Source organism: Pseudomonas sp. MPDS (assembly GCF_013283895.1).
GTDB lineage: Bacteria > Pseudomonadota > Gammaproteobacteria > Pseudomonadales > Pseudomonadaceae > Aquipseudomonas > Aquipseudomonas rhizophila.
Window position 1 is genome coordinate 5,122,671 of the sequence record NZ_CP054128.1, and the last position, 19,142, is coordinate 5,141,812.

The following is a 19,142-nucleotide window of genomic DNA, read 5'->3' on the forward strand; positions in this document are numbered from 1 at the left end:
TTGCTCCCACAGATATGATGGGTGTACGACCGGAAGAACCAGGCCGGCTGTCAGGCCGCCTCGCGAGCAAGCTTTGCTCCCACAGATATGATGGATGTACGACCGGAAGAACCAGGCCGGCTGTCAGGCCGCCTCGCGGTGGACGTTGATCTCGGCGCCCCGTTAACCACGATGGCCGAACGCAGGTATTGCGTAGTGGGTATCCCGGCATGGATGCCGGGATAGCCGCGCTGGACCATGGATGGTCCTTCGCGGCGGGCCCACGGAGCAATGCCGGAGTGAGGGCACACCGAGCCTAGGCGAGGTGCCAAGTGGTGGGGCAAAAGCGTTTTGCTTACTTTTGCGCTTCTCAAAAGTGAGCCGCCGTAAGGGCGGAACCATAAGCAGCCGTTACCGCAGCAACGGATATACATACGATCCCAACAACACTCATCCCTGGGTCCCCCCCGACCGCCCATGTTAACCTTGCGCCCATCGCGGAAAAGCCGGGCCAATGCCCCTCCTTTTGCCCCACACCTTTCAACGAGCCTCCCTGACACCCATGAATACAGCCGTAAACGACCTCTCCAGCCACACGCCAATGATGCAGCAATACTGGCGCCTGAAGAATCAGCACCCCGATCAGCTGATGTTCTACCGCATGGGCGACTTCTACGAGATCTTCTACGAGGACGCGAAGAAAGCCGCCAAGCTATTGGACATCACCCTGACGGCGCGTGGGCAATCGGCGGGCATGGCGATTCCGATGTGTGGGATTCCTTACCACGCGGCGGAAGGTTACCTGGCGAAGCTGGTCAAGCTGGGCGAGTCGGTGGTGATCTGCGAGCAGGTCGGCGACCCGGCTACCAGCAAAGGGCCGGTGGAACGCCAAGTGGTGCGGATCATCACGCCGGGCACGGTCAGTGATGAAGCCTTGCTGGATGAACGCCGGGACAACCTGATCGCCGCCGTGCTGGGCGATGAGCGCCTGTTCGGCCTGGCGGTGCTGGACATCACCAGCGGCAATTTCTCGGTGCTAGAGATCAAGGGCTGGGAAAACCTGCTGGCGGAGCTGGAGCGGGTCAATCCGGTGGAGTTGCTGATCCCGGATGACTGGCCCAAAGACCTGCCGGCGGAAAAACGCCGTGGCGTTCGGCGCCGGGCGCCGTGGGACTTTGAGCGCGACTCGGCGCTGAAAAGTCTCTGCCAGCAGTTCTCCACTCAGGACCTTAAAGGCTTCGGTTGCGAAAACCTGACCCTGGCCATTGGCGCGGCCGGCTGCCTGCTGGCCTACGCCAAGGAAACCCAGCGCACCGCCCTGCCCCACTTGCGCAGCCTGCGTCATGAGCGCCTGGATGACACCGTGGTGCTGGACGGCGCGAGCCGACGCAACCTGGAGCTGGACACCAACCTGGCCGGCGGGCGCGACAACACCCTGCAATCGGTGGTCGATCGCTGCCAGACCGCCATGGGCAGCCGTCTGCTGACCCGTTGGCTGAACCGTCCGCTGCGAGACCTGACGGTGCTGCTGGCGCGTCAGAGCTCCATTACCTGCCTGCTGGATCGTTATCGCTTCGAGCAGTTGCAACCGCAGCTCAAGGAAATCGGGGACATCGAGCGGATCCTGGCGCGTATCGGCCTGCGCAACGCCCGCCCCCGTGACCTGGCGCGCCTGCGCGATGCCCTCGGCGCCCTGCCCGAGCTTCAGGTGGCGATGACCGACCTGGAAGCGCCGCACCTGCAACAACTGGCGCGCACCACCAGCACTTACCCGGAGCTGGCTGCGCTGCTGGAAAAGGCCATTATCGACAACCCGCCAGCGGTGATCCGTGACGGCGGTGTGCTGAAAACCGGCTACGACGCCGAACTCGACGAACTGCAATCGCTGAGCGAGAACGCCGGGCAGTTCCTGATCGACCTCGAAGCCCGGGAAAAAGCCCGTACCGGCCTTGCCAATCTCAAGGTCGGTTACAACCGTATCCACGGTTACTTCATCGAATTGCCGAGCAAACAGGCCGAACAGGCGCCGGCTGACTACATTCGTCGCCAGACGCTAAAAGGCGCCGAGCGTTTCATCACCCCGGAACTCAAGGCGTTCGAAGACAAGGCGTTGTCGGCCAAGAGCCGTGCCCTGGCCCGGGAAAAGATGCTCTATGAGGCGCTGCTCGAAGACTTGATCAGCCAACTGCCACCGCTGCAGGACACCGCCGGCGCCCTGGCGGAGCTTGACGTGCTGAGCAACCTGGCTGAACGCGCGCTGAACCTGGACCTCAACTGCCCGCGGTTTGTCAGCGAGCCGTGCATGCGCATCACCCAGGGTCGTCACCCGGTGGTCGAACAGGTATTGACCACGCCGTTCGTGGCCAACGACCTGAGCCTGGATGACAACACCCGCATGCTGGTGATCACCGGTCCGAACATGGGCGGTAAATCCACCTACATGCGTCAGACCGCCTTGATCGTGCTGCTGGCCCACATTGGCAGTTTCGTGCCGGCAGCCAGTTGCGAATTGTCCCTGGTGGACCGGATCTTTACCCGCATCGGTTCCAGCGATGACCTGGCCGGCGGGCGTTCGACCTTCATGGTGGAAATGAGCGAAACCGCGAACATCCTGCACAACGCCACCGAACGCAGCCTGGTGCTGATGGACGAGGTCGGACGCGGCACCAGCACCTTCGACGGCCTGTCCCTGGCTTGGGCAGCGGCCGAACGGCTGGCGCACCTGCGGGCGTACACCCTGTTTGCCACCCACTATTTCGAACTCACCGTACTGCCGGAAAGCCAGCCGCTGGTGGCTAACGTGCATCTCAATGCCACCGAGCACAACGAGCGCATCGTGTTCCTGCACCATGTGCTGCCCGGCCCGGCCAGCCAGAGCTACGGCCTGGCGGTGGCGCAACTGGCCGGCGTCCCCAGCGAAGTGATCAGCCGTGCGCGCGAGCATCTGAGCCGTCTGGAAACCACCAGCCTGCCCCACGAAACACCGCGCCCGAGCAAAGGCAAACCGGCGGCTCCGCAGCAGAGCGACCTGTTCGCCAGCCTGCCGCATCCGGTGCTTGATGAACTGGCCAAAGTGGATCTGGACGACCTGACGCCACGGCGGGCACTTGAATTGCTTTATTCATTGAAGACACGGATCTAACGCACTGGCGTTCAAGCTGGTAGAATCTCGCGCGGTTTGGGATGCTGCGGACTATTAGCCTGGTCCGCAGACTATCGCTCCCGAACCTGGCGAGCCCACCGTGAAGGGGTTCCGCTGCCGCCGCCTGAGGAGAGAATTAGAAATGACCTTCGTCGTCACCGACAACTGCATCAAGTGCAAGTACACCGACTGCGTAGAAGTCTGTCCGGTGGACTGCTTTTACGAAGGGCCGAACTTCCTGGTCATTCACCCGGACGAGTGCATCGATTGCGCCCTGTGTGAACCGGAATGCCCGGCGAATGCCATCTTCTCGGAAGACGAAGTGCCGGCCGGCATGGAGAACTTCATCGAGCTGAACGCTGAACTGGCGGACATCTGGCCAAACATCACCGAAAAGAAAGACGAGTTGCCAGACGCCAAAGAGTGGGATGGCAAACCAGACAAGCTCAAAGACCTCGAACGCTGATATCACCCTGCGCTCGTTGAAAAAGGCCCCTTGCGGGCCTTTTTGTTTTCTCGGATTCAATAAATCGCAGGCAAAAAAAGGGGCGGTTTGACCCGCCCACATTTTTTCCCTAATCCCTTTGATCCTTTTCATCGTCCTGATGAATCGCATCCTGCGATGTCCTTCCTTCCCCATCGTCCGTGACAGGTGTGTCTGTCCGTCGACACAGGACTGATATTAGTATTTTCCCCAGCGAGTGCAATTGGCCAAACGCCGTCGCCGTGCCTCGTCACAGGACTGAAATACATAAAAATATAGCTATATATCAACAACATACGAAAAATACGACGGCCTTTATAGTCGTCTATCCCTTCGACGGGAAACCAAACGCTTACGCAACACTAGGCAAAAGCTTACACGCCAAGCCGGCAAACAGAGTAAGCGCTGCAACAGCCGCCAAAAAAACGAAAAAGCCCCGAACCAGTCGGGGCTTTTCTTATTACGCGTGCGTTCCCGTTATTGGAACAACGACTCGCTCGACAGGCCGTTCTTCTCCAGGATCTCCCGAAGACGTTTGAGGCCTTCGACCTGAATCTGCCTGACCCGCTCACGGGTCAGCCCAATTTCCAGGCCCACATCTTCAAGGGTGCTGCTTTCATGACCGCGCAAGCCGAAGCGGCGAATCACCACTTCCCGTTGCTTGTCCGTGAGCTCCGAGAGCCACTGGTCGATGCTCTGGGACAAGTCATCGTCCTGGAGCAGTTCGCACGGGTCGGTAGGTCGGTCATCGGTGAGCGTGTCCAGCAGGGTCTTATCCGAGTCCGGCCCCAGCGAGACATCAACCGAAGAAACCCGCTCGTTGAGCCCAAGCATGCGCTTGACCTCGCCCACCGGTTTCTCCAGCAGGTTGGCGATCTCTTCGGGTGAGGGTTCGTGGTCGAGCTTTTGGGTGAGTTCACGGGCAGCCCGCAGGTAGACGTTCAGCTCCTTGACCACATGGATCGGCAACCGGATGGTCCGGGTCTGATTCATGATCGCCCGCTCGATGGTCTGGCGAATCCACCAGGTCGCGTAGGTCGAGAAACGGAAGCCTCGCTCGGGGTCGAATTTCTCGACAGCGCGAATCAGCCCCAGGTTACCCTCTTCGATCAGGTCCAGCAGCGATAGGCCACGATTGACGTAGCGTCGGGCGATCTTCACCACCAGGCGCAGGTTGCTTTCAATCATGCGTTTTCGCCCGGCCGGGTCGCCACTTTGCGACAGACGCGCAAAATGAACTTCTTCCTCGGGGGAGAGCAGCGGCGAGAAGCCGATTTCGTTGAGGTACAGCTGAGTGGCGTCCAGCGCCCGTGTGTAGTCGATGTACTTATGTTGTTTAAGCGAAGCGGAGTGTCTGGATTTGGCACGAACGGAAGGTGGAGTCGCCCCTTCATCATTCGACATCGAATCCATAGCGATGCCGGTCTCCATAAGGAGAACCTCATCGTCGATGTCAAACTCCGGCACTTCTTTACTGAGAGCCATTGTTATAGTCCTTTGGTGAGTTCGACCTCAAGCTCAAGCGACGCCTTTATCCTTGGCAACGCTGGAGCCTGTTCCCTCTACGTGACGGAACAGGCTGACAATCAAATCAACGACGTGGCAGGAATTGCAGCGGATCGACTGGCTTACCTTGTCGGCGAATCTCAAAATGCAGTTTCACCCGGTCCGTTCCCGTTGATCCCATTTCGGCAATTTTTTGCCCGACCTTGACCTGCTGCCCCTCCCGAACCAACAGCCTGCGGTTGTGACCGTAGGCACTGACGTAGGTATCGCTGTGTTTGATGATCACGAGTTCGCCGTAGCCCCTTAAACCACTCCCGGCGTACACAACCGTGCCATCAGACGCGGCTAAAACAGGCTGTCCCAAATCCCCGGCGATATCAATTCCTTTATTCAAACTACCGTTTGAAGAGAATTTTCCAATAAGAACGCCATTAGAAGGCCATCCCCAGCCGCTCGGGCTGGGGCCTGGCGCGGGGGTAGGAGCAGGTGTCGGTTTGCTCGCGACGGACGGTACTGTTGCCGTTGCGGCACCGACCGGACGTTGAATCACCGTGGTTCTACTCGACGACGAAGCCGTCGAACCGGACTGAGTCACCACCGCGGTAGGCGTTGAACCACTGCGCCCATCAAAGCGAATTCTCTGACCCGGATGAATCGTATAAGGCGCAGGAATGTTGTTTCGCGCTGCGAGGGCTTTGTAGTCCCAGCCATAGCGAAAAGCGATGGAAAACAGCGTATCACCGCGACGGACTACATACTGACCGGTCGTTACTGTAGGACGTTGAGGCGTTGCGTTGGTGCGATCGACAACCCGGACGTTACCCGACGGGGTACTGGAGCAACCGACCAGCAAGGTACTCAAGACAAGGCCAGTCACCAGGCGCTGAAAGCTCGTGATACCCATACGCTGCGCAATGACTGTGAGACTCACCCGCCGCTCCCTTTGTGGTGGTTGAAAAATTGGAAACTGCCTGTGCAGGCAACGGTATTACAAATACAGCTGGCCGCAACCCCACCTCTATTAATGAAGCGCGAGGCGCTGCCGCACACGTTTGCTGGACGCCGTTGCAATCCGTTTAACCAATCAACGGTTAATTGATCAGCGCCGGTGTAAGACACAACCCACGCCACGGAATTCAGCGTCTGTTTATAAATGCTCAGGCCAATGGCCCGTTAAGCAACGGAACAAACCGAACCGCCCCCAGCACGTGACGTGAAAAACCCTGTTCTTCGCGCACGATCAGCATCAACTGCTGGACTTCACCAGCCCCCACCGGAATGACCAGCCGGCCGCCGGGGGCCAGTTGATCCAGCAAGGCCTGGGGCACATCAGTGGCAACGGCGGTCACGATGATGCCGTTATAAGGTGCCAGGGCCGGCCAGCCTTCCCAGCCATCACCCCAGCGAAACACCACATTGCGCAGGTTCAGTTCCACCAGGCGTTCCTTGGCGCGATCCTGCAGCACCTTGATCCGCTCCACGGAAAATACCCGCTCCACCAGCTGCGACAACACCGCCGTCTGGTAACCCGAACCGGTGCCAATCTCCAGCACCTTGTCCAGCGGGCCCGCCTCCAGCAGCAACTCGCTCATGCGGGCCACCATATAAGGCTGGGAAATGGTCTGGTTGTGGCCGATCGGCAATGCGGTGTCTTCGTAGGCGCGATGGGCCAAGGCTTCATCGACGAACAAATGCCGTGGGGTGCGGCGAATCACTTCCAGCACCTGGGCGTTGGAAAGGCCTTCTTCATAGAGCCGTTGAATCAGGCGCTCCCGGGTACGCTGGGAGGTCATGCCGATTCCGCGGCGCAGTATATCGTCTTGCTCGCGAGCCATCAGCGCAGCCCCTCCAGCCAGCCATCGAGCGTTCGAAAAGCATCGTTGAAGGTCCGATCCAGCTGCAACGGCGTTATCGAGACATAGCCTTGCATCACTGCATGAAAATCGGTGCCCGGCCCGCCATCCTCGGCATCACCGGCGGCGGCGATCCAGTAACCGGCCTTGCCCCGGGGATCGACCACCTGCATGGGCTTGGCCGCGCGGGCACGATGACCCAGGCGAGTGAGCTGGATGCCTCGGATGTGATCCAGTGGCAGGTTCGGAATATTCACGTTCAGCACCGTGCGCGGTGGCAGGTCCAGCTCGCCATGGGCCTCGACCAACTTGCGAGCGAAGTAGGCGGCAGTAGGCAGATTATCGACTTGCCGCGAAACAAACGAAAAGGCAAACGACGGATGCCCGAGGAAACGGCCCTCAAGGGCGGCGGCCACGGTGCCGGAATAAAGCACGTCATCCCCCAGGTTGGCCCCCAGGTTGATGCCCGAAACCACCATGTCCGGCTCGCGCTCCAGCAAGCCGTTGAGGCCCAGGTGCACGCAGTCGGTGGGGGTGCCGTTGAGGCTGATGAAACCATTATCCAGATAGCACGGGTGCAATGGTCGGTCGAGCGTCAGCGAACTGCTGGCGCCGCTTTTGTCCTGGTCCGGGGCGATGACCACGCATTCGGCAAAATCCGCCAGCGCAGCATAAAGCGCGGCAAGGCCGGGTGCTGTCACCCCGTCGTCGTTAGAAATCAGAATACGCATGGGCTGTCCGTCTGCCCCACCGGCACCAGATCGACGAGTTCGCGCACCAAGACAGTGGCGAAACATCCGGCCGGCAGGACGAATTCCAGTTGCAGAATGTCAGGCGAGGGATAATGCCACGACAGGCCGCCAATGGGCAGTCGCAGGATGCGACGTTCGTGACTCATTCCCGCGTTTATCAACCAGTCGCGCAGATCGGCCTCCGCCTCGGCGATGGCCTGCTCCAGATCATGGACCGCGCCGGCGGCAGGCGAAGGTCCCTCGCCCCACTGCGGCCCGGTGGGGTGCAGGTCGAGAATCGCTAGGCGTGGGTCACTGCACTCGGCCTCGCCGGCGGGGAAAAAACTGCGGCTGTCGGTGAAGGCCAGCAAGTCGCCCACCTGCGCGTGCTGCCAGGTGCCATCGGCCACCCGAGCCGCCAACACCCGGTTGAAGAGAAAACTGCGGGCGGTGGACAACAGCCGCGAACGCACATTGCGCTGTTCCGGCAAAGCCTTGCGCGCCGCCCAGGCGCGGGCATCGACGAGGTTACCGCCGTCATGCCCGAAGCGCTGGGCGCCGAAATAATTGGGAATGCCCAGACGGGCGATCTGTTGCAGACGCGCATCGATCGCCGCTGGATCGCCCTTGAACTGGGTCAGGCGCAAAGTAAAGCCATTGGCCGAGTGCGCGCCGCGTTGCAGCTTGCGTTTATGACGACCGGTCTTGAGGATCTTCAGCGTTTCGTTTTCGGCCGCCGACAGGTCCGGGTCGGCCTTGCCCGGCAACTGGACGCTGAACCACTGGCGGGTCAGCGCCTGGCGGTCCTTGAGACCGGCATAACTGACGGTGCGCAACGATACGCCAGCGGCCTTGGCAATTCGCCGAGCCGCTTCTTCAGTGTTCAAACCGCGTTTTTCAACCCAGATCCATAAGTGCTCGCCTTCGCCCGTGAGCGGGATGTCGAGCACTTCGTCGACCTGAAAATCTTCAGCAGTGGCCTTGAGTACTGCGCTGCCCAGCGACTCGCCGTAGGCACGGGGGCCTAATAGTTCCAGTTCGGTCATGGGCGCAGCAACAAGGCAACGCTATGAACGGCAATGCCTTCTTCGCGACCGACGAAACCAAGTTTCTCGGTGGTGGTGGCTTTCACGTTGACCTGGTCCAGCTCAACTTGCAGGTCCTCGGCAATCAACCGACGCATCGTTTCGATGTGTGGCGCCATTTTTGGCGCCTGGGCGACGATGGTGTTATCGACATTGCCGACTTTCCAGCCCTTGGCGTGGATCAGCGAGACCACATGGCGCAGCAGCACCCGGCTGTCGGCGCCCTTGAACTGCGGGTCGGTGTCGGGGAAATGTTTACCAATATCCCCCAGCGCGGCCGCGCCAAGCAAGGCGTCGCTCAAGGCGTGCAGCAGGACGTCACCGTCAGAATGCGCGAGCAGCCCGAAGCTGTGTGCAATACGCACGCCGCCCAGAGTAATGAAGTCGCCTTCAGCGAAACGGTGAACATCGTAGCCGTGGCCAATACGCATAAAAAAACGCCCCGATTTTTGTCAGGGCGTGATTCTACCTGCATTCAGCGTGGGGAGCGCCCTCAATTAGCTCCCTCGCCAAGGGGAAACAGACTAAGAGCCCCCTAAAGCGTGGGCATGATGTTGCAAGTGATCCTCAATGAAGCTGGCGATGAAGAAGTAGCTGTGGTCGTAGCCCGGTTGCAGGCGCAGCTCCAACGGATGACCGGCGGCCCTGGCCGCTTGCTGCAAGGCTTCGGGCTTGAGCTGGTTGGCCAGGAAATCATCGCGATCGCCCTGATCCACCAGCAACGGCAGCTTTTCGTCAGCTTCGGCGATCAATGCACAGGCATCCCACTCACGCCACTTCGAGCGGTCTTCCCCCAGATAACGAGAAAACGCCTTCTGGCCCCACGGGCAATCCATCGGATTGTTGATCGGCGAAAACGCCGACACCGAGCGGTAACGCCCTGGGTTACGCAAAGCGCAGACCAGCGCGCCGTGGCCACCCATGGAGTGACCACTGATGCCGCGCTTATCCGAGGCCGGGAAATGCGCTTCGACCAAGGCCGGCAATTCCTGCACCACATAGTCATGCATCCGATAGTGCCGCGCCCACGGTTCCTGCGTGGCGTTCAGATAAAACCCCGCACCCAGGCCAAAGTCCCAGGCACCGTCCGGATCGCCCGGCACGTCGGCGCCGCGCGGGCTGGTGTCCGGCGCGACAATAATCAGGCCCAGTTCGGCAGCCATGCGCTGGGCGCCGGCCTTTTGCATGAAGTTCTCGTCGGTGCAGGTCAATCCGGACAACCAATACACCACAGGCAACTTGCCGCCCTGCTCGGCCTGGGGCGGCAGGTACACGGCAAACACCATGTCACAACCAAGCACTTCGGAACGATGCCGGTAACGCTTGTGCCAGCCGCCGAAGCTTTTCTGGCAGGAAATGTTTTCAAGACTCATGACCGACCTCAGAAATGAATAACGGTACGGATGCTCTTGCCTTCATGCATCAGGTCGAACGCCTTGTTGATATCTTCCAGGCCCATGGTGTGGGTGATGAAGGTATCCAGCGGAATCTCGCCCTTCTCGGCCATTTCCACGTAGCTTGGCAATTCGCTGCGCCCGCGCACGCCGCCAAACGCCGAACCGCGCCAGACGCGCCCGGTCACCAACTGGAACGGACGGGTGGCGATTTCCTGGCCGGCCCCGGCCACACCGATGATCACCGACTCGCCCCAGCCCTTGTGGCAGCATTCCAACGCGGCACGCATCAGTTGCACATTGCCGATGCACTCGAAGGAAAAGTCCACGCCGCCGTCCGTCATGTCGACGATGACTTCCTGGATCGGACGGTCGAAATCTTTTGGGTTGACGCAATCGGTGGCGCCCAGTTGCTTGGCGATTTCGAACTTGGCCGGGTTGATGTCGATGGCAATGATGCGCGATGCCTTGGCTTTCACCGCACCAATCACCGCCGACAGGCCAATGCCGCCCAGGCCGAAGATCGCCACGGTGTCACCCGGCTTGACCTTGGCGGTGTTGAGGACCGCGCCGATACCGGTGGTGACGCCGCAACCCAGCAGGCAGACTTTTTCCAGCGGCGCTTCTTTGGGGATTTTCGCCACGGAAATTTCTGGCAATACGGTGTATTCGGAGAACGTCGAGGTCCCCATGTAGTGGAAAATCGTCTCCCCCTTGTAGGAAAAGCGCGAGGTGCCATCTGGCATCAAGCCTTTGCCTTGGGTGGCGCGAATCGCCTGACACAGGTTGGTCTTGCCCGACTTACAGAACTTGCACTGCCCGCATTCCGGCGTGTACAGCGGAATGACGTGATCGCCCACCGCAACCGACGTCACGCCTTCGCCGATGGCCTCGACAATAGCGCCGCCTTCATGGCCGAGGATCGACGGGAAGATCCCTTCCGGATCAGCGCCCGACAAGGTGTAGGCATCGGTGTGGCAGACACCCGAGGCCACCACACGCAGCAACACTTCGCCCGCCTTGGGCATGGCGACGTCGACTTCAACGATTTCCAGGGGTTTCTTGGCCTCGAAGGCAACGGCCGCGCGTGACTTGATCATGGGGAGTCTCCAGCAAATAAAAACAAGACAGGGAGTGTAATCCCTCACCGGACGATGAATAATCCAACCAAAAGCAAAACATTATTGCTGCACAGGGATAATCATTCATGTCCGATAACCGCTGGGAGGGCATTGACGAATTCGTCGCCGTGGCCGAATGCAGCCAATTCACCGCCGCCGCCGAACGCCTGGGGGTTTCGTCTTCCCACATCAGTCGACAAATCGTACGGCTTGAAGAGCGTCTGCAGACACGACTGCTGTATCGCAGTACCCGCAGGGTCACTCTGACCGAGGCCGGCCAGACGTTCTTGCAGCATTGCCAGCGCCTGCAGGACGGACGCGAAGAAGCACTGCGGGCGGTGGGCGACCTCACCAGCGAACCCAAGGGCATGTTGCGCATGACCTGTGCCGTGGCCTACGGCGAGCGGTTCATTGTGCCGCTGGTGACACGGTTCATGACGCTTTATCCGCAATTGCGGGTGGACATCGAACTGAGCAACCGCCCCCTCGATCTGGTTCACGAAGGCCTGGACCTGGCGATTCGCCTGGGCCGTTTGCAGGACTCACGCCTGGTTGCCACGCGACTGGCGCCACGGCGCATGTACCTGTGCGCATCGGCGTCCTACCTGGAGCGCTACGGTCGGCCCCATAGCTTGTCGGAATTGAGCCGCCACAATTGCCTAATCGGCAGCTCCGACCTCTGGCAACTGGAGCAGAACGGGCGGGAATTTTCCCAACGAGTGCAGGGAAACTGGCGTTGTAACAGCGGGCAGGCGGTGCTGGATGCGGCTTTGCAAGGGGTGGGATTGTGTCAGTTGCCGGATTATTACGTGTTGGAGCATTTGCACAGCGGGGCGTTGATATCGCTGTTAGAGGCTCACCAGCCGCCGAATACAGCGGTGTGGGCGTTGTATCCGCAGCAACGGCATTTGTCGCCGAAGGTGCGCAAGTTGGTGGATTACTTGAAGGAGGGGTTGGCGCAGCGGCCGGAGTATCGGGGGTAACACTGGTTTTTATGTTATCTGAGCGATTGCTATCGCGAGCAGGCTCGCTCCCACACTGGATCTTCAGCGGCTACAAATTTTGTGTACAGCCAAAGTCCCTTGTGGGAGCGAGCCTGCTCGCGATGGCGATTCCACTTAATGGCGATTCGCCCAACGCTGGCGCAACCACTCCAGATCTTCAGGGCGTGTGACCTTGAGGTTATCGGCCCGCCCTTCGATCAGGCGTGGCGCTTGACCTGCCCATTCCATGGCGGACGCTTCATCGGTAATCACGGCATCGGCCACCAGGCTGTCAGCCAGGGCCCGGTGCAGGGCACCGAGACGAAACATTTGCGGTGTATAGGCTTGCCAGATGACGCTGCGGTCAACGGTTTCCACTACACGGCCGTGCTTGTCGACTCGCTTGAGGGTGTCACGCGCCGGCACAGCCAGGAGGCCGCCGACCGGATCATTCGCCAGTTCCCTGAGCAATGTGTCCAGATCGTCCCGGGCCAGGTTGGGCCGGGCGGCGTCGTGCACCAAGACCCAGTCGTGATCATCGGCACCCTGTCCGTGAAGATGCAGCAAGGCATTGAGCACCGAATCCGAACGTTGTTCGCCACCGTCCACGCGCTGGATGCGTGTATCGCTGGCACAGGCCAGGGTCGGCCAATAAGGGTCATCGTGTGCAATACTGACCACCACGCCTTTTACGGTCGGATGATCGAGGAAACAGCCAAGGCTGTGTTCGAGAATTGTGCGTCCGCCCAGTTGCAGGTATTGCTTGGGACGGTCCGCAGCCATACGGGCTCCAACGCCCGCGGCAGGAATCACGGCCCAGAAGGCCGGCAAACGGATACTCATTGGGCCAACTGGTAGAGGGTTTCGCCCTCTTTAACCATGCCCAGTTCATGGCGAGCCCGCTCTTCAACGGTCTCCATGCCTTTTTTCAGTTCACTGACTTCGGCGTCCATCACCCGGTTACGCTCCAGCAACGCCTCGTTTTCGGCATGCTGTTCGGCAATCTGCTGAGTCAGGTCCGCCACTTGCGCCAGGCTGCCATTACCCACCCAAAGGCGGTACTGCAGGCCAGCCAGCAACAGGAGCAAGACAAGAAACAACCAATTGGGACTGCGCATCGAATCTCAGGTATCCAGTGAAAAAGACAGCCATGCCACACTTTGAAGCGTCTGATAGCACGAAGCCTGGAAAAACCAGGCTTGTGCTTGATAAGGCATCAGATTAGAGGCAAAACCGCCGCTATTGCGACTTTTTCGACATCATCCGGTGTCTTTTTACCATCTACCGCTTAACCGCGAAACTCGGCACGACCGTTGTACTTGGCCTTGCCGTTCAACTGCTCTTCAATACGCAGCAGTTGGTTGTACTTGGAGACGCGATCGGAACGGCACAGCGAACCGGTCTTGATCTGGCCTGCCGCAGTGCCCACGGCCAGGTCGGCAATGGTCGAATCTTCGGTTTCGCCGGAGCGGTGGGAGATCACGGCAGTGTAGCCGGCGGCCTTGGCCATCTGGATGGCTTCCAGGGTTTCGGTCAGGGTACCGATCTGGTTGAACTTGATCAGGATCGAGTTGGCGATCTTCTTGTCGATGCCTTCTTTCAGGATCTTGGTGTTGGTGACGAACAGGTCGTCGCCTACCAGCTGGGTTTTTTCGCCGATCTTGTCGGTGAGGATTTTCCAGCCGGCCCAGTCGGACTCGTCCAGGCCATCTTCGATGGAGATGATCGGGTAGCGCTCGGTCAGGCCCTTGAGGTAGTCGGCAAAACCTTCGGCGGTGAACACCTGGCCTTCACCGGACAGGTTGTACTTGCCGTCTTCGAAGAACTCACTGGCCGCGCAGTCCAGGGCCAGGGTCACGTCGGTGCCCAATTTGTAACCGGCGTTGGCCACGGCTTCGGAGATCACTTTCAGTGCGTCTTCGTTGGACGCCAGGTTCGGTGCGAAACCGCCTTCGTCGCCAACGGCGGTGCTCAGGCCACGGGCCTTCAGCACAGCCTTGAGGTGATGGAAAATCTCGGTGCCCATGCGCAGGCCTTCGGAGAAGGACTTGGCGCCCACCGGCTGGACCATGAATTCCTGGATGTCGACGTTGTTATCGGCGTGCTCGCCACCGTTGATGATGTTCATCATCGGCACCGGCATCGAGTAGACACCCGGGGTACCGTTGAGGTTGGCGATGTGTGCGTACAGCGGCAGGTCCTGGTCCTGGGCGGCAGCCTTGGCAGCGGCCAGGGACACGGCGAGGATCGCGTTAGCGCCCAGGGTGGCTTTGTTTTCGGTACCGTCGAGCTTGATCATCGCGTGATCGAGGGCTTTCTGGTCGGCAGGATCCTTGCCCAGCAACAGGTCACGGATCGGACCGTTGATGTTGGCGACGGCTTTGAGCACGCCCTTGCCCAGGTAACGGCTCTTGTCGCCATCACGCAGCTCCAGCGCTTCGCGCGAGCCAGTGGAAGCACCGGACGGCGCGCAGGCGCTGCCGATGATACCGTTGTCGAGAAGCACGTCCGCTTCAACAGTGGGGTTGCCACGGGAGTCGAGAACTTCACGACCTTTGATGTCGACGATTTTTGCCATTGTTGTAAACACTCCAAAGTTGACGAAACGCTGTAACAGTAAGGCTTGCCGACGACGGTCCCGAAGGACGTCATCGCTGGCAAGCCATGCTCCCACAAAAGCAGTGCGGCCAGCGGGCCAGAGCGATAATCGAGCGGTACTTTACCGGAGAAAACCGCGTTACGCGGTTTCTATCGTCGGAAAACTCTTGACCAGTTCGTCCAACGCCTTGAGCTGAGACAAGAAGGGTTCCAGCTTGTTCAAGCGCAAGGCACAAGGGCCGTCACACTTGGCATTGTCCGGGTCCGGGTGGGCCTCGAGGAACAGACCTGCCAGGGACTGGCTCATGCCGGCCTTGGCCAGGTCGGTGACCTGGGCGCGACGCCCCCCAGCGGAATCGGAACGACCACCGGGCATTTGCAGCGCGTGGGTCACGTCGAAGAACACCGGGTATTCGAACTGCTTCATGATGCCGAAACCAAGCATGTCCACCACCAGGTTGTTGTAGCCGAAGCTCGAACCACGCTCGCAGAGGATCAACTGGTCATTGCCGGCCTCTTCGCATTTGCTCAGGATGTGTTTCATCTCCTGGGGCGCGAGGAACTGGGCTTTCTTGATGTTGATCACCGCGCCGGTCTTGGCCATCGCGACCACCAGGTCGGTCTGGCGCGACAGGAAGGCCGGCAGCTGGATGATGTCGCAGACCTCAGCGACCACTGCGGCCTGGGCAGGCTCGTGGACGTCGGTGATGATCGGCACGCCGAAGGCTTGCTTGATGTCCTGGAAGATGCGCATGCCCTCTTCCAGGCCCGGGCCACGGTAAGAGGTCACGGACGAGCGATTGGCCTTGTCGAAACTGGCCTTGAAGACATAAGGGATGCCCAGCTTCTGGGTGACCTTCACGTACTCCTCGCAAACCTGCATCGCCATGTCGCGGCTTTCCAGTACGTTCATGCCGCCGAACAGCACCATGGGCTTGTCGTTGGCAATCTCGATGTCGCCGACGCGAATGATCTTCTGGGCCATCGTTTTACGCCTTCTTCTGGTGTTGAGCCAAAGCGGCTTTCACGAAACCACTGAACAGCGGGTGGCCGTCCCGAGGCGTCGAGGTGAACTCGGGGTGGAACTGGCAAGCAACGAACCATGGATGATCCGGGGCTTCGACCACCTCCACCAGCGCGCCGTCACCGGAACGACCGGAGATTTTCAGGCCGGCTTCGATCAGTTGCGGCAGCAGGTTGTTGTTCACTTCGTAGCGATGGCGGTGACGCTCGACGATCACATCCTTGGCGTAGCAATCGTGCACCTTGGAGCCGGCTTCAAGCAGGCATTCCTGGGCACCGAGACGCATGGTGCCGCCCAGGTCGGAGGCTTCGGTGCGTACTTCCACGGCGCCGGTGGCATCTTCCCACTCGGTGATCAGGCCCACGACCGGGTGACCGCTGGCGCGATCGAATTCGGTGGAGTTGGCGTCCTTCCAGCCCATCACGTTACGGGCGAACTCAATGACCGCCACTTGCATGCCCAGGCAGATGCCCAGGTAAGGCACCTTGTTTTCGCGAGCGTATTGAACAGCGGTGATCTTGCCTTCCACGCCCCGCAAGCCAAAGCCGCCCGGCACGAGGATCGCATCGGCGCCTTCGAGCAGACCGGTGCCCTGGTTCTCGATGTCTTCAGAGTCGATATAGCGCAGGTTGACCTTGGTACGGTTGCTGATACCGGCGTGACTCATCGCCTCGATCAGCGACTTGTAGGCATCCAGCAGCTCCATGTACTTGCCGACCATGGCGATGGTGACTTCGTGTTCCGGGTTGAGCTTGGCATCGACCACCGCTTCCCATTCGGACAGGTCGGCGCTGGCGCACTGCAAGCCGAAACGCTCGACGACGAAATCGTCCAGGCCCTGGGAGTGCAGGATGCCCGGAATCTTGTAGATAGTGTCAGCGTCTTCCAGGCCGATCACCGCACGCTCTTCAACGTTGGTGAACTGGGCGATCTTGCGCCGCGAAGAAATATCGATCGGATGATCGGAGCGGCAGATCAGCACATCCGGCTGCAGGCCGATGGAACGCAGTTCCTTGACCGAGTGCTGGGTGGGCTTGGTCTTGGTTTCGCCAGCGGTGGCGATGTACGGAACCAGGGTCAGGTGCATCAGCATCGCGCGCTTGGCGCCGATTTCGAAACGCAACTGGCGGATGGCTTCGAGGAACGGCTGGGACTCGATGTCCCCCACAGTGCCGCCGATTTCGACCATCGCCACGTCGGCGTCGCCGGCACCCTTGATGATGCGGCGCTTGATTTCGTCGGTGATGTGCGGGATGACCTGGATGGTCGCCCCCAGGTAATCACCACGGCGTTCTTTGCGCAGCACGTGTTCGTAGACACGGCCGGTGGTGAAGTTGTTGTTCTGGGTCATGGTCGTGCGGATGAACCGCTCGTAATGGCCCAGGTCCAGGTCGGTCTCGGCGCCGTCGTGGGTGACGAACACTTCACCGTGCTGGAACGGGCTCATGGTGCCCGGGTCGACGTTGATGTACGGGTCCAGCTTGAGCATGGTGACCTTAAGTCCCCGCGCCTCCAGGATGGCCGCCAATGAAGCCGAGGCAATGCCTTTCCCCAATGAAGAAACAACACCGCCCGTGACGAATATGTAGCGCGTCATGAAAAACCCTAGAAGTCTGCGTTAAAGCGGTCCGAGCCGCCGGGGAAAGCGAAGGAAGGCCGAAGCCCCCGATCACCTGCATTAATCACAGTGCACCTTTCAAAAAAACCGCCGCGTTGGGACAGACCGGAAGTGAAATCACCGGTACGTTGCTCGCTACACATTTTTTGGAATCGCCCAGCAAAGACTGCTTGGTAATCGGCAACTCCTGCAATTCAGGCGAATCCACAGAAGTTGTATCAAGAAGGGAGCGTAGTCTACCGGAAAGCCCCTTTCAGCTCAAACCCAGATCTTGGTTTCATGGCTGCCAGATCAGTTGCCAGTTGCCATCAATGCCGCTGTCGAGTCCTGGCAGGTTCGCCACCGCCAGCAATTGCTCGTCCCGATACAGCAGTGGCAATCGACCGCGCGCAAACGCCGGCACGCCTCTTTCGTTGAGCAAACGCTTGAGGTCCCGGTGGCCACGGCCGGGCAACATCATGGCTTCACCTCCCTGACGATAGCGGACGCAGAGCGGTCCGTCGGGCATTTTACCGTCGAGGGTCACCGTGCCGTTGTCTGGCAGGGTCAATGCTTGAGCAGTCAGCGTCCATTCTACGGGGCCTGCGGCCGGTCGCAGCCAGCGGTCGGATAACCACCAGACGCGTCCGCCGGTGCGGTGCAGTTCGCCACCGGCCAGCCGCCAGATCGGCCGGGCATCGTCCGCTGCATCGCGCAACGAGTCCCAGCCAGACCAATGATCACTGTCGGGCAGCGTTGTCATTGAAACCAGCCAATGACTCAACGCATTACGCTGACGGGCCGGCGACAAGGCTCGCAACGGGGCCAACTCAAGCGACCGCAACCCAAGCCAGTCGAACGCGCAGGGCGTGATGGCTCGATCCAGATCGATTCGCGCCAGGTCATCCAGCAAGCCTTGCGCCTCACTCAGGTGCGCAGCGCTGCGGGCGAAGGTCGTCGAGGCTTGGGGCCACTGCTCGGTCAATACCGGGAAAATTCGCTGGCGCAGGAAATTGCGCGCGTACCGGTGATCGTCGTTGGAAGGGTCTTCGATCCAGTTCAAGCCCTGTTGCGTCGCGTAGGCTTCCAGCTCCGCCCGGGACACATCGAGCAAGGGTCGCAGCAAGTACCCCTGGCCCAGAGGACGCTGCCGAGGCATCGCCGACAAGCCCCTCACCCCTGCCCCACGCAACAAACGAAACAACAGGGTTTCAGCCTGATCGTCGCGATGTTGACCGGTGAGTAGCACTTCATTGCTGTGGAGCAGCGCCACGAAGGCAGCATAGCGCGCCTCCCGGGCGGCACGCTCGACGCTGGCACCGGCCGGGACTTGCACGTTCACTACTTCCAGCGGCACCCCAAGGGCCTTGCAGACCGAGCGACAATGGTCCGGCCATGCATCGGCCACAGCCTGAAGGCCATGATGGACGTGGACAGCACGTAACGGTGGCAGGGCTTCATTTTTGGAGAGAGACGCGAGCAGGTGCAGCAGGACGGTGGAATCGAGGCCACCGGAGAAGGCGATGCGCCAGGTGACGGCGTTGCGCCAGGGGGATAGCTGTGTGAGGAGCCGGGTTGGCAGATCCGCGCTTGGGTTCATAGGAGTCAGCCTTGGCACAAACAACTGTGGGAGCGAGCCTGCTCG

The 19,142-nt window shown here is 60.2% G+C and carries 17 protein-coding genes; 3 read left to right on the forward strand and 14 right to left on the reverse strand.

All coding sequences use genetic code 11. The features are described 5' to 3' along the window. Positions 1-541: 541 nt before the first annotated feature. Together mutS and fdxA are read left to right on the forward strand one after the other, a co-directional pair. Positions 542-3,121 (forward strand): DNA mismatch repair protein MutS, encoded by a 2,580-nt coding sequence (gene mutS, locus HQ912_RS22755; RefSeq protein WP_076386171.1) that lies wholly within the window; start codon positions 542-544, stop codon positions 3,119-3,121. A gap of 142 nt (positions 3,122-3,263) precedes the next feature. Beyond that, the gene (gene fdxA / locus HQ912_RS22760; protein ID WP_076386173.1) at positions 3,264-3,587 is read left to right on the forward strand and encodes a ferredoxin FdxA; all 324 of its coding nucleotides are present in this window, start codon (positions 3,264-3,266) and stop codon (positions 3,585-3,587) included. A gap of 495 nt (positions 3,588-4,082) precedes the next feature. Here the strand turns inward: fdxA and rpoS are convergent, their stop codons facing one another. The 8 genes from rpoS to HQ912_RS22800 all read right to left on the reverse strand — a co-directional run bounded on the left by rpoS (position 4,083) and on the right by HQ912_RS22800 (position 11,274). Further along, positions 4,083-5,090: an RNA polymerase sigma factor RpoS gene (gene rpoS, locus HQ912_RS22765; protein ID WP_047227588.1), complete on the reverse strand. Its 1,008-nt coding sequence runs from the start codon at positions 5,088-5,090 to the stop codon at positions 4,083-4,085. Between the two features lie 106 nt (positions 5,091-5,196). Then, a complete protein-coding gene (locus HQ912_RS22770) occupies positions 5,197-6,042 on the reverse strand; it encodes a peptidoglycan DD-metalloendopeptidase family protein (protein ID WP_047227587.1) in 846 nt (281 codons plus the stop codon). A 226-nt stretch (positions 6,043-6,268) separates the two neighbouring features. Further along, entirely contained in the window at positions 6,269-6,904 is a 636-nt protein-coding gene (locus HQ912_RS22775) for a protein-L-isoaspartate(D-aspartate) O-methyltransferase (protein ID WP_171061419.1), read from the reverse strand. 41 nt (positions 6,905-6,945) lie between these two features. Further along, positions 6,946-7,695, reverse strand: a complete 750-nt coding sequence (surE, locus tag HQ912_RS22780; protein ID WP_047227585.1) for a 5'/3'-nucleotidase SurE — start codon at positions 7,693-7,695, stop codon at positions 6,946-6,948. Then, the gene (gene truD, locus HQ912_RS22785) at positions 7,683-8,741 is read right to left on the reverse strand and encodes a tRNA pseudouridine(13) synthase TruD (protein WP_047227584.1); all 1,059 of its coding nucleotides are present in this window, start codon (positions 8,739-8,741) and stop codon (positions 7,683-7,685) included. Before truD ends, surE begins: the two co-directional genes overlap by 13 nt. After that, positions 8,738-9,211, reverse strand: coding sequence for a 2-C-methyl-D-erythritol 2,4-cyclodiphosphate synthase (ispF, locus tag HQ912_RS22790; RefSeq protein WP_076386175.1), 474 nt, complete (start codon positions 9,209-9,211; stop codon positions 8,738-8,740). The genes truD and ispF overlap by 4 nt, the downstream gene beginning before the upstream one ends. A 93-nt stretch (positions 9,212-9,304) precedes the next feature. After that, positions 9,305-10,153: an S-formylglutathione hydrolase gene (gene fghA / locus HQ912_RS22795; RefSeq protein ID WP_076386177.1), complete on the reverse strand. Its 849-nt coding sequence runs from the start codon at positions 10,151-10,153 to the stop codon at positions 9,305-9,307. Positions 10,154-10,161: 8 nt separating this feature from the next. Continuing rightward, a complete protein-coding gene (locus tag HQ912_RS22800; protein ID WP_025212132.1) occupies positions 10,162-11,274 on the reverse strand; it encodes an S-(hydroxymethyl)glutathione dehydrogenase/class III alcohol dehydrogenase in 1,113 nt (370 codons plus the stop codon). A gap of 107 nt (positions 11,275-11,381) precedes the next feature. Here HQ912_RS22800 and HQ912_RS22805 point away from each other — a divergent pair, with 107 nt between their 5' ends. Next, positions 11,382-12,278, forward strand: a complete 897-nt coding sequence (locus tag HQ912_RS22805; RefSeq protein ID WP_047227581.1) for a LysR substrate-binding domain-containing protein — start codon at positions 11,382-11,384, stop codon at positions 12,276-12,278. Between the two features lie 135 nt (positions 12,279-12,413). On the opposite strand, the gene ispD is transcribed toward HQ912_RS22805, so the two are convergent. The 6 genes from ispD to tilS form a co-directional block, all read right to left on the reverse strand. Continuing rightward, positions 12,414-13,121 carry a 2-C-methyl-D-erythritol 4-phosphate cytidylyltransferase gene (gene ispD / locus HQ912_RS22810; protein WP_173407338.1) on the reverse strand — a complete coding sequence of 236 codons (708 nt, stop codon included), beginning with the start codon at positions 13,119-13,121 and terminating at the stop codon, positions 12,414-12,416. Beyond that, positions 13,118-13,396 carry a cell division protein FtsB gene (gene ftsB / locus HQ912_RS22815; RefSeq protein WP_047227579.1) on the reverse strand — a complete coding sequence of 93 codons (279 nt, stop codon included), beginning with the start codon at positions 13,394-13,396 and terminating at the stop codon, positions 13,118-13,120. The genes ispD and ftsB overlap by 4 nt, the downstream gene beginning before the upstream one ends. Before the next feature lie 170 nt (positions 13,397-13,566). Further along, positions 13,567-14,856 (reverse strand): phosphopyruvate hydratase, encoded by a 1,290-nt coding sequence (gene eno / locus HQ912_RS22820; protein ID WP_047227578.1) that lies wholly within the window; start codon positions 14,854-14,856, stop codon positions 13,567-13,569. Positions 14,857-15,015: 159 nt separating this feature from the next. Then, the gene (kdsA, locus tag HQ912_RS22825) at positions 15,016-15,861 is read right to left on the reverse strand and encodes a 3-deoxy-8-phosphooctulonate synthase (RefSeq protein WP_047227577.1); all 846 of its coding nucleotides are present in this window, start codon (positions 15,859-15,861) and stop codon (positions 15,016-15,018) included. A gap of 4 nt (positions 15,862-15,865) precedes the next feature. After that, positions 15,866-17,497 carry a CTP synthase gene (locus tag HQ912_RS22830; RefSeq protein ID WP_047227576.1) on the reverse strand — a complete coding sequence of 544 codons (1,632 nt, stop codon included), beginning with the start codon at positions 17,495-17,497 and terminating at the stop codon, positions 15,866-15,868. 298 nt (positions 17,498-17,795) lie between these two features. Next, positions 17,796-19,097 carry a tRNA lysidine(34) synthetase TilS gene (gene tilS, locus HQ912_RS22835; RefSeq protein ID WP_173407339.1) on the reverse strand — a complete coding sequence of 434 codons (1,302 nt, stop codon included), beginning with the start codon at positions 19,095-19,097 and terminating at the stop codon, positions 17,796-17,798. Between the last annotated feature and the right edge of the window lie 45 nt (positions 19,098-19,142).

Bases quoted from the DNA above. Each gene is read 5' to 3' on its own strand.
- HQ912_RS22805 (WP_047227581.1), top strand. From the start codon at position 11,382: ATGTCCGATAACCGCTGGGAGGGCATTGACGAATTCGTCGCCGTGGCC.
- rpoS (WP_047227588.1), bottom strand. From the start codon at position 5,090: ATGGCTCTCAGTAAAGAAGTGCCGGAGTTTGACATCGACGATGAGGTT.
- kdsA (WP_047227577.1), bottom strand. From the start codon at position 15,861: ATGGCCCAGAAGATCATTCGCGTCGGCGACATCGAGATTGCCAACGAC.
- fdxA (WP_076386173.1), top strand. From the start codon at position 3,264: ATGACCTTCGTCGTCACCGACAACTGCATCAAGTGCAAGTACACCGAC.
- ispD (WP_173407338.1), bottom strand. From the start codon at position 13,121: ATGAGTATCCGTTTGCCGGCCTTCTGGGCCGTGATTCCTGCCGCGGGC.
- HQ912_RS22775 (WP_171061419.1), bottom strand. From the start codon at position 6,904: ATGACCTCCCAGCGTACCCGGGAGCGCCTGATTCAACGGCTCTATGAA.
- HQ912_RS22830 (WP_047227576.1), bottom strand. From the start codon at position 17,497: ATGACGCGCTACATATTCGTCACGGGCGGTGTTGTTTCTTCATTGGGG.
- eno (WP_047227578.1), bottom strand. From the start codon at position 14,856: ATGGCAAAAATCGTCGACATCAAAGGTCGTGAAGTTCTCGACTCCCGT.
- mutS (WP_076386171.1), top strand. From the start codon at position 542: ATGAATACAGCCGTAAACGACCTCTCCAGCCACACGCCAATGATGCAG.
- HQ912_RS22800 (WP_025212132.1), bottom strand. From the start codon at position 11,274: ATGATCAAGTCACGCGCGGCCGTTGCCTTCGAGGCCAAGAAACCCCTG.
- truD (WP_047227584.1), bottom strand. From the start codon at position 8,741: ATGACCGAACTGGAACTATTAGGCCCCCGTGCCTACGGCGAGTCGCTG.
- tilS (WP_173407339.1), bottom strand. From the start codon at position 19,097: ATGAACCCAAGCGCGGATCTGCCAACCCGGCTCCTCACACAGCTATCC.
- ftsB (WP_047227579.1), bottom strand. From the start codon at position 13,396: ATGCGCAGTCCCAATTGGTTGTTTCTTGTCTTGCTCCTGTTGCTGGCT.
- ispF (WP_076386175.1), bottom strand. From the start codon at position 9,211: ATGCGTATTGGCCACGGCTACGATGTTCACCGTTTCGCTGAAGGCGAC.
- surE (WP_047227585.1), bottom strand. From the start codon at position 7,695: ATGCGTATTCTGATTTCTAACGACGACGGGGTGACAGCACCCGGCCTT.
- fghA (WP_076386177.1), bottom strand. From the start codon at position 10,153: ATGAGTCTTGAAAACATTTCCTGCCAGAAAAGCTTCGGCGGCTGGCAC.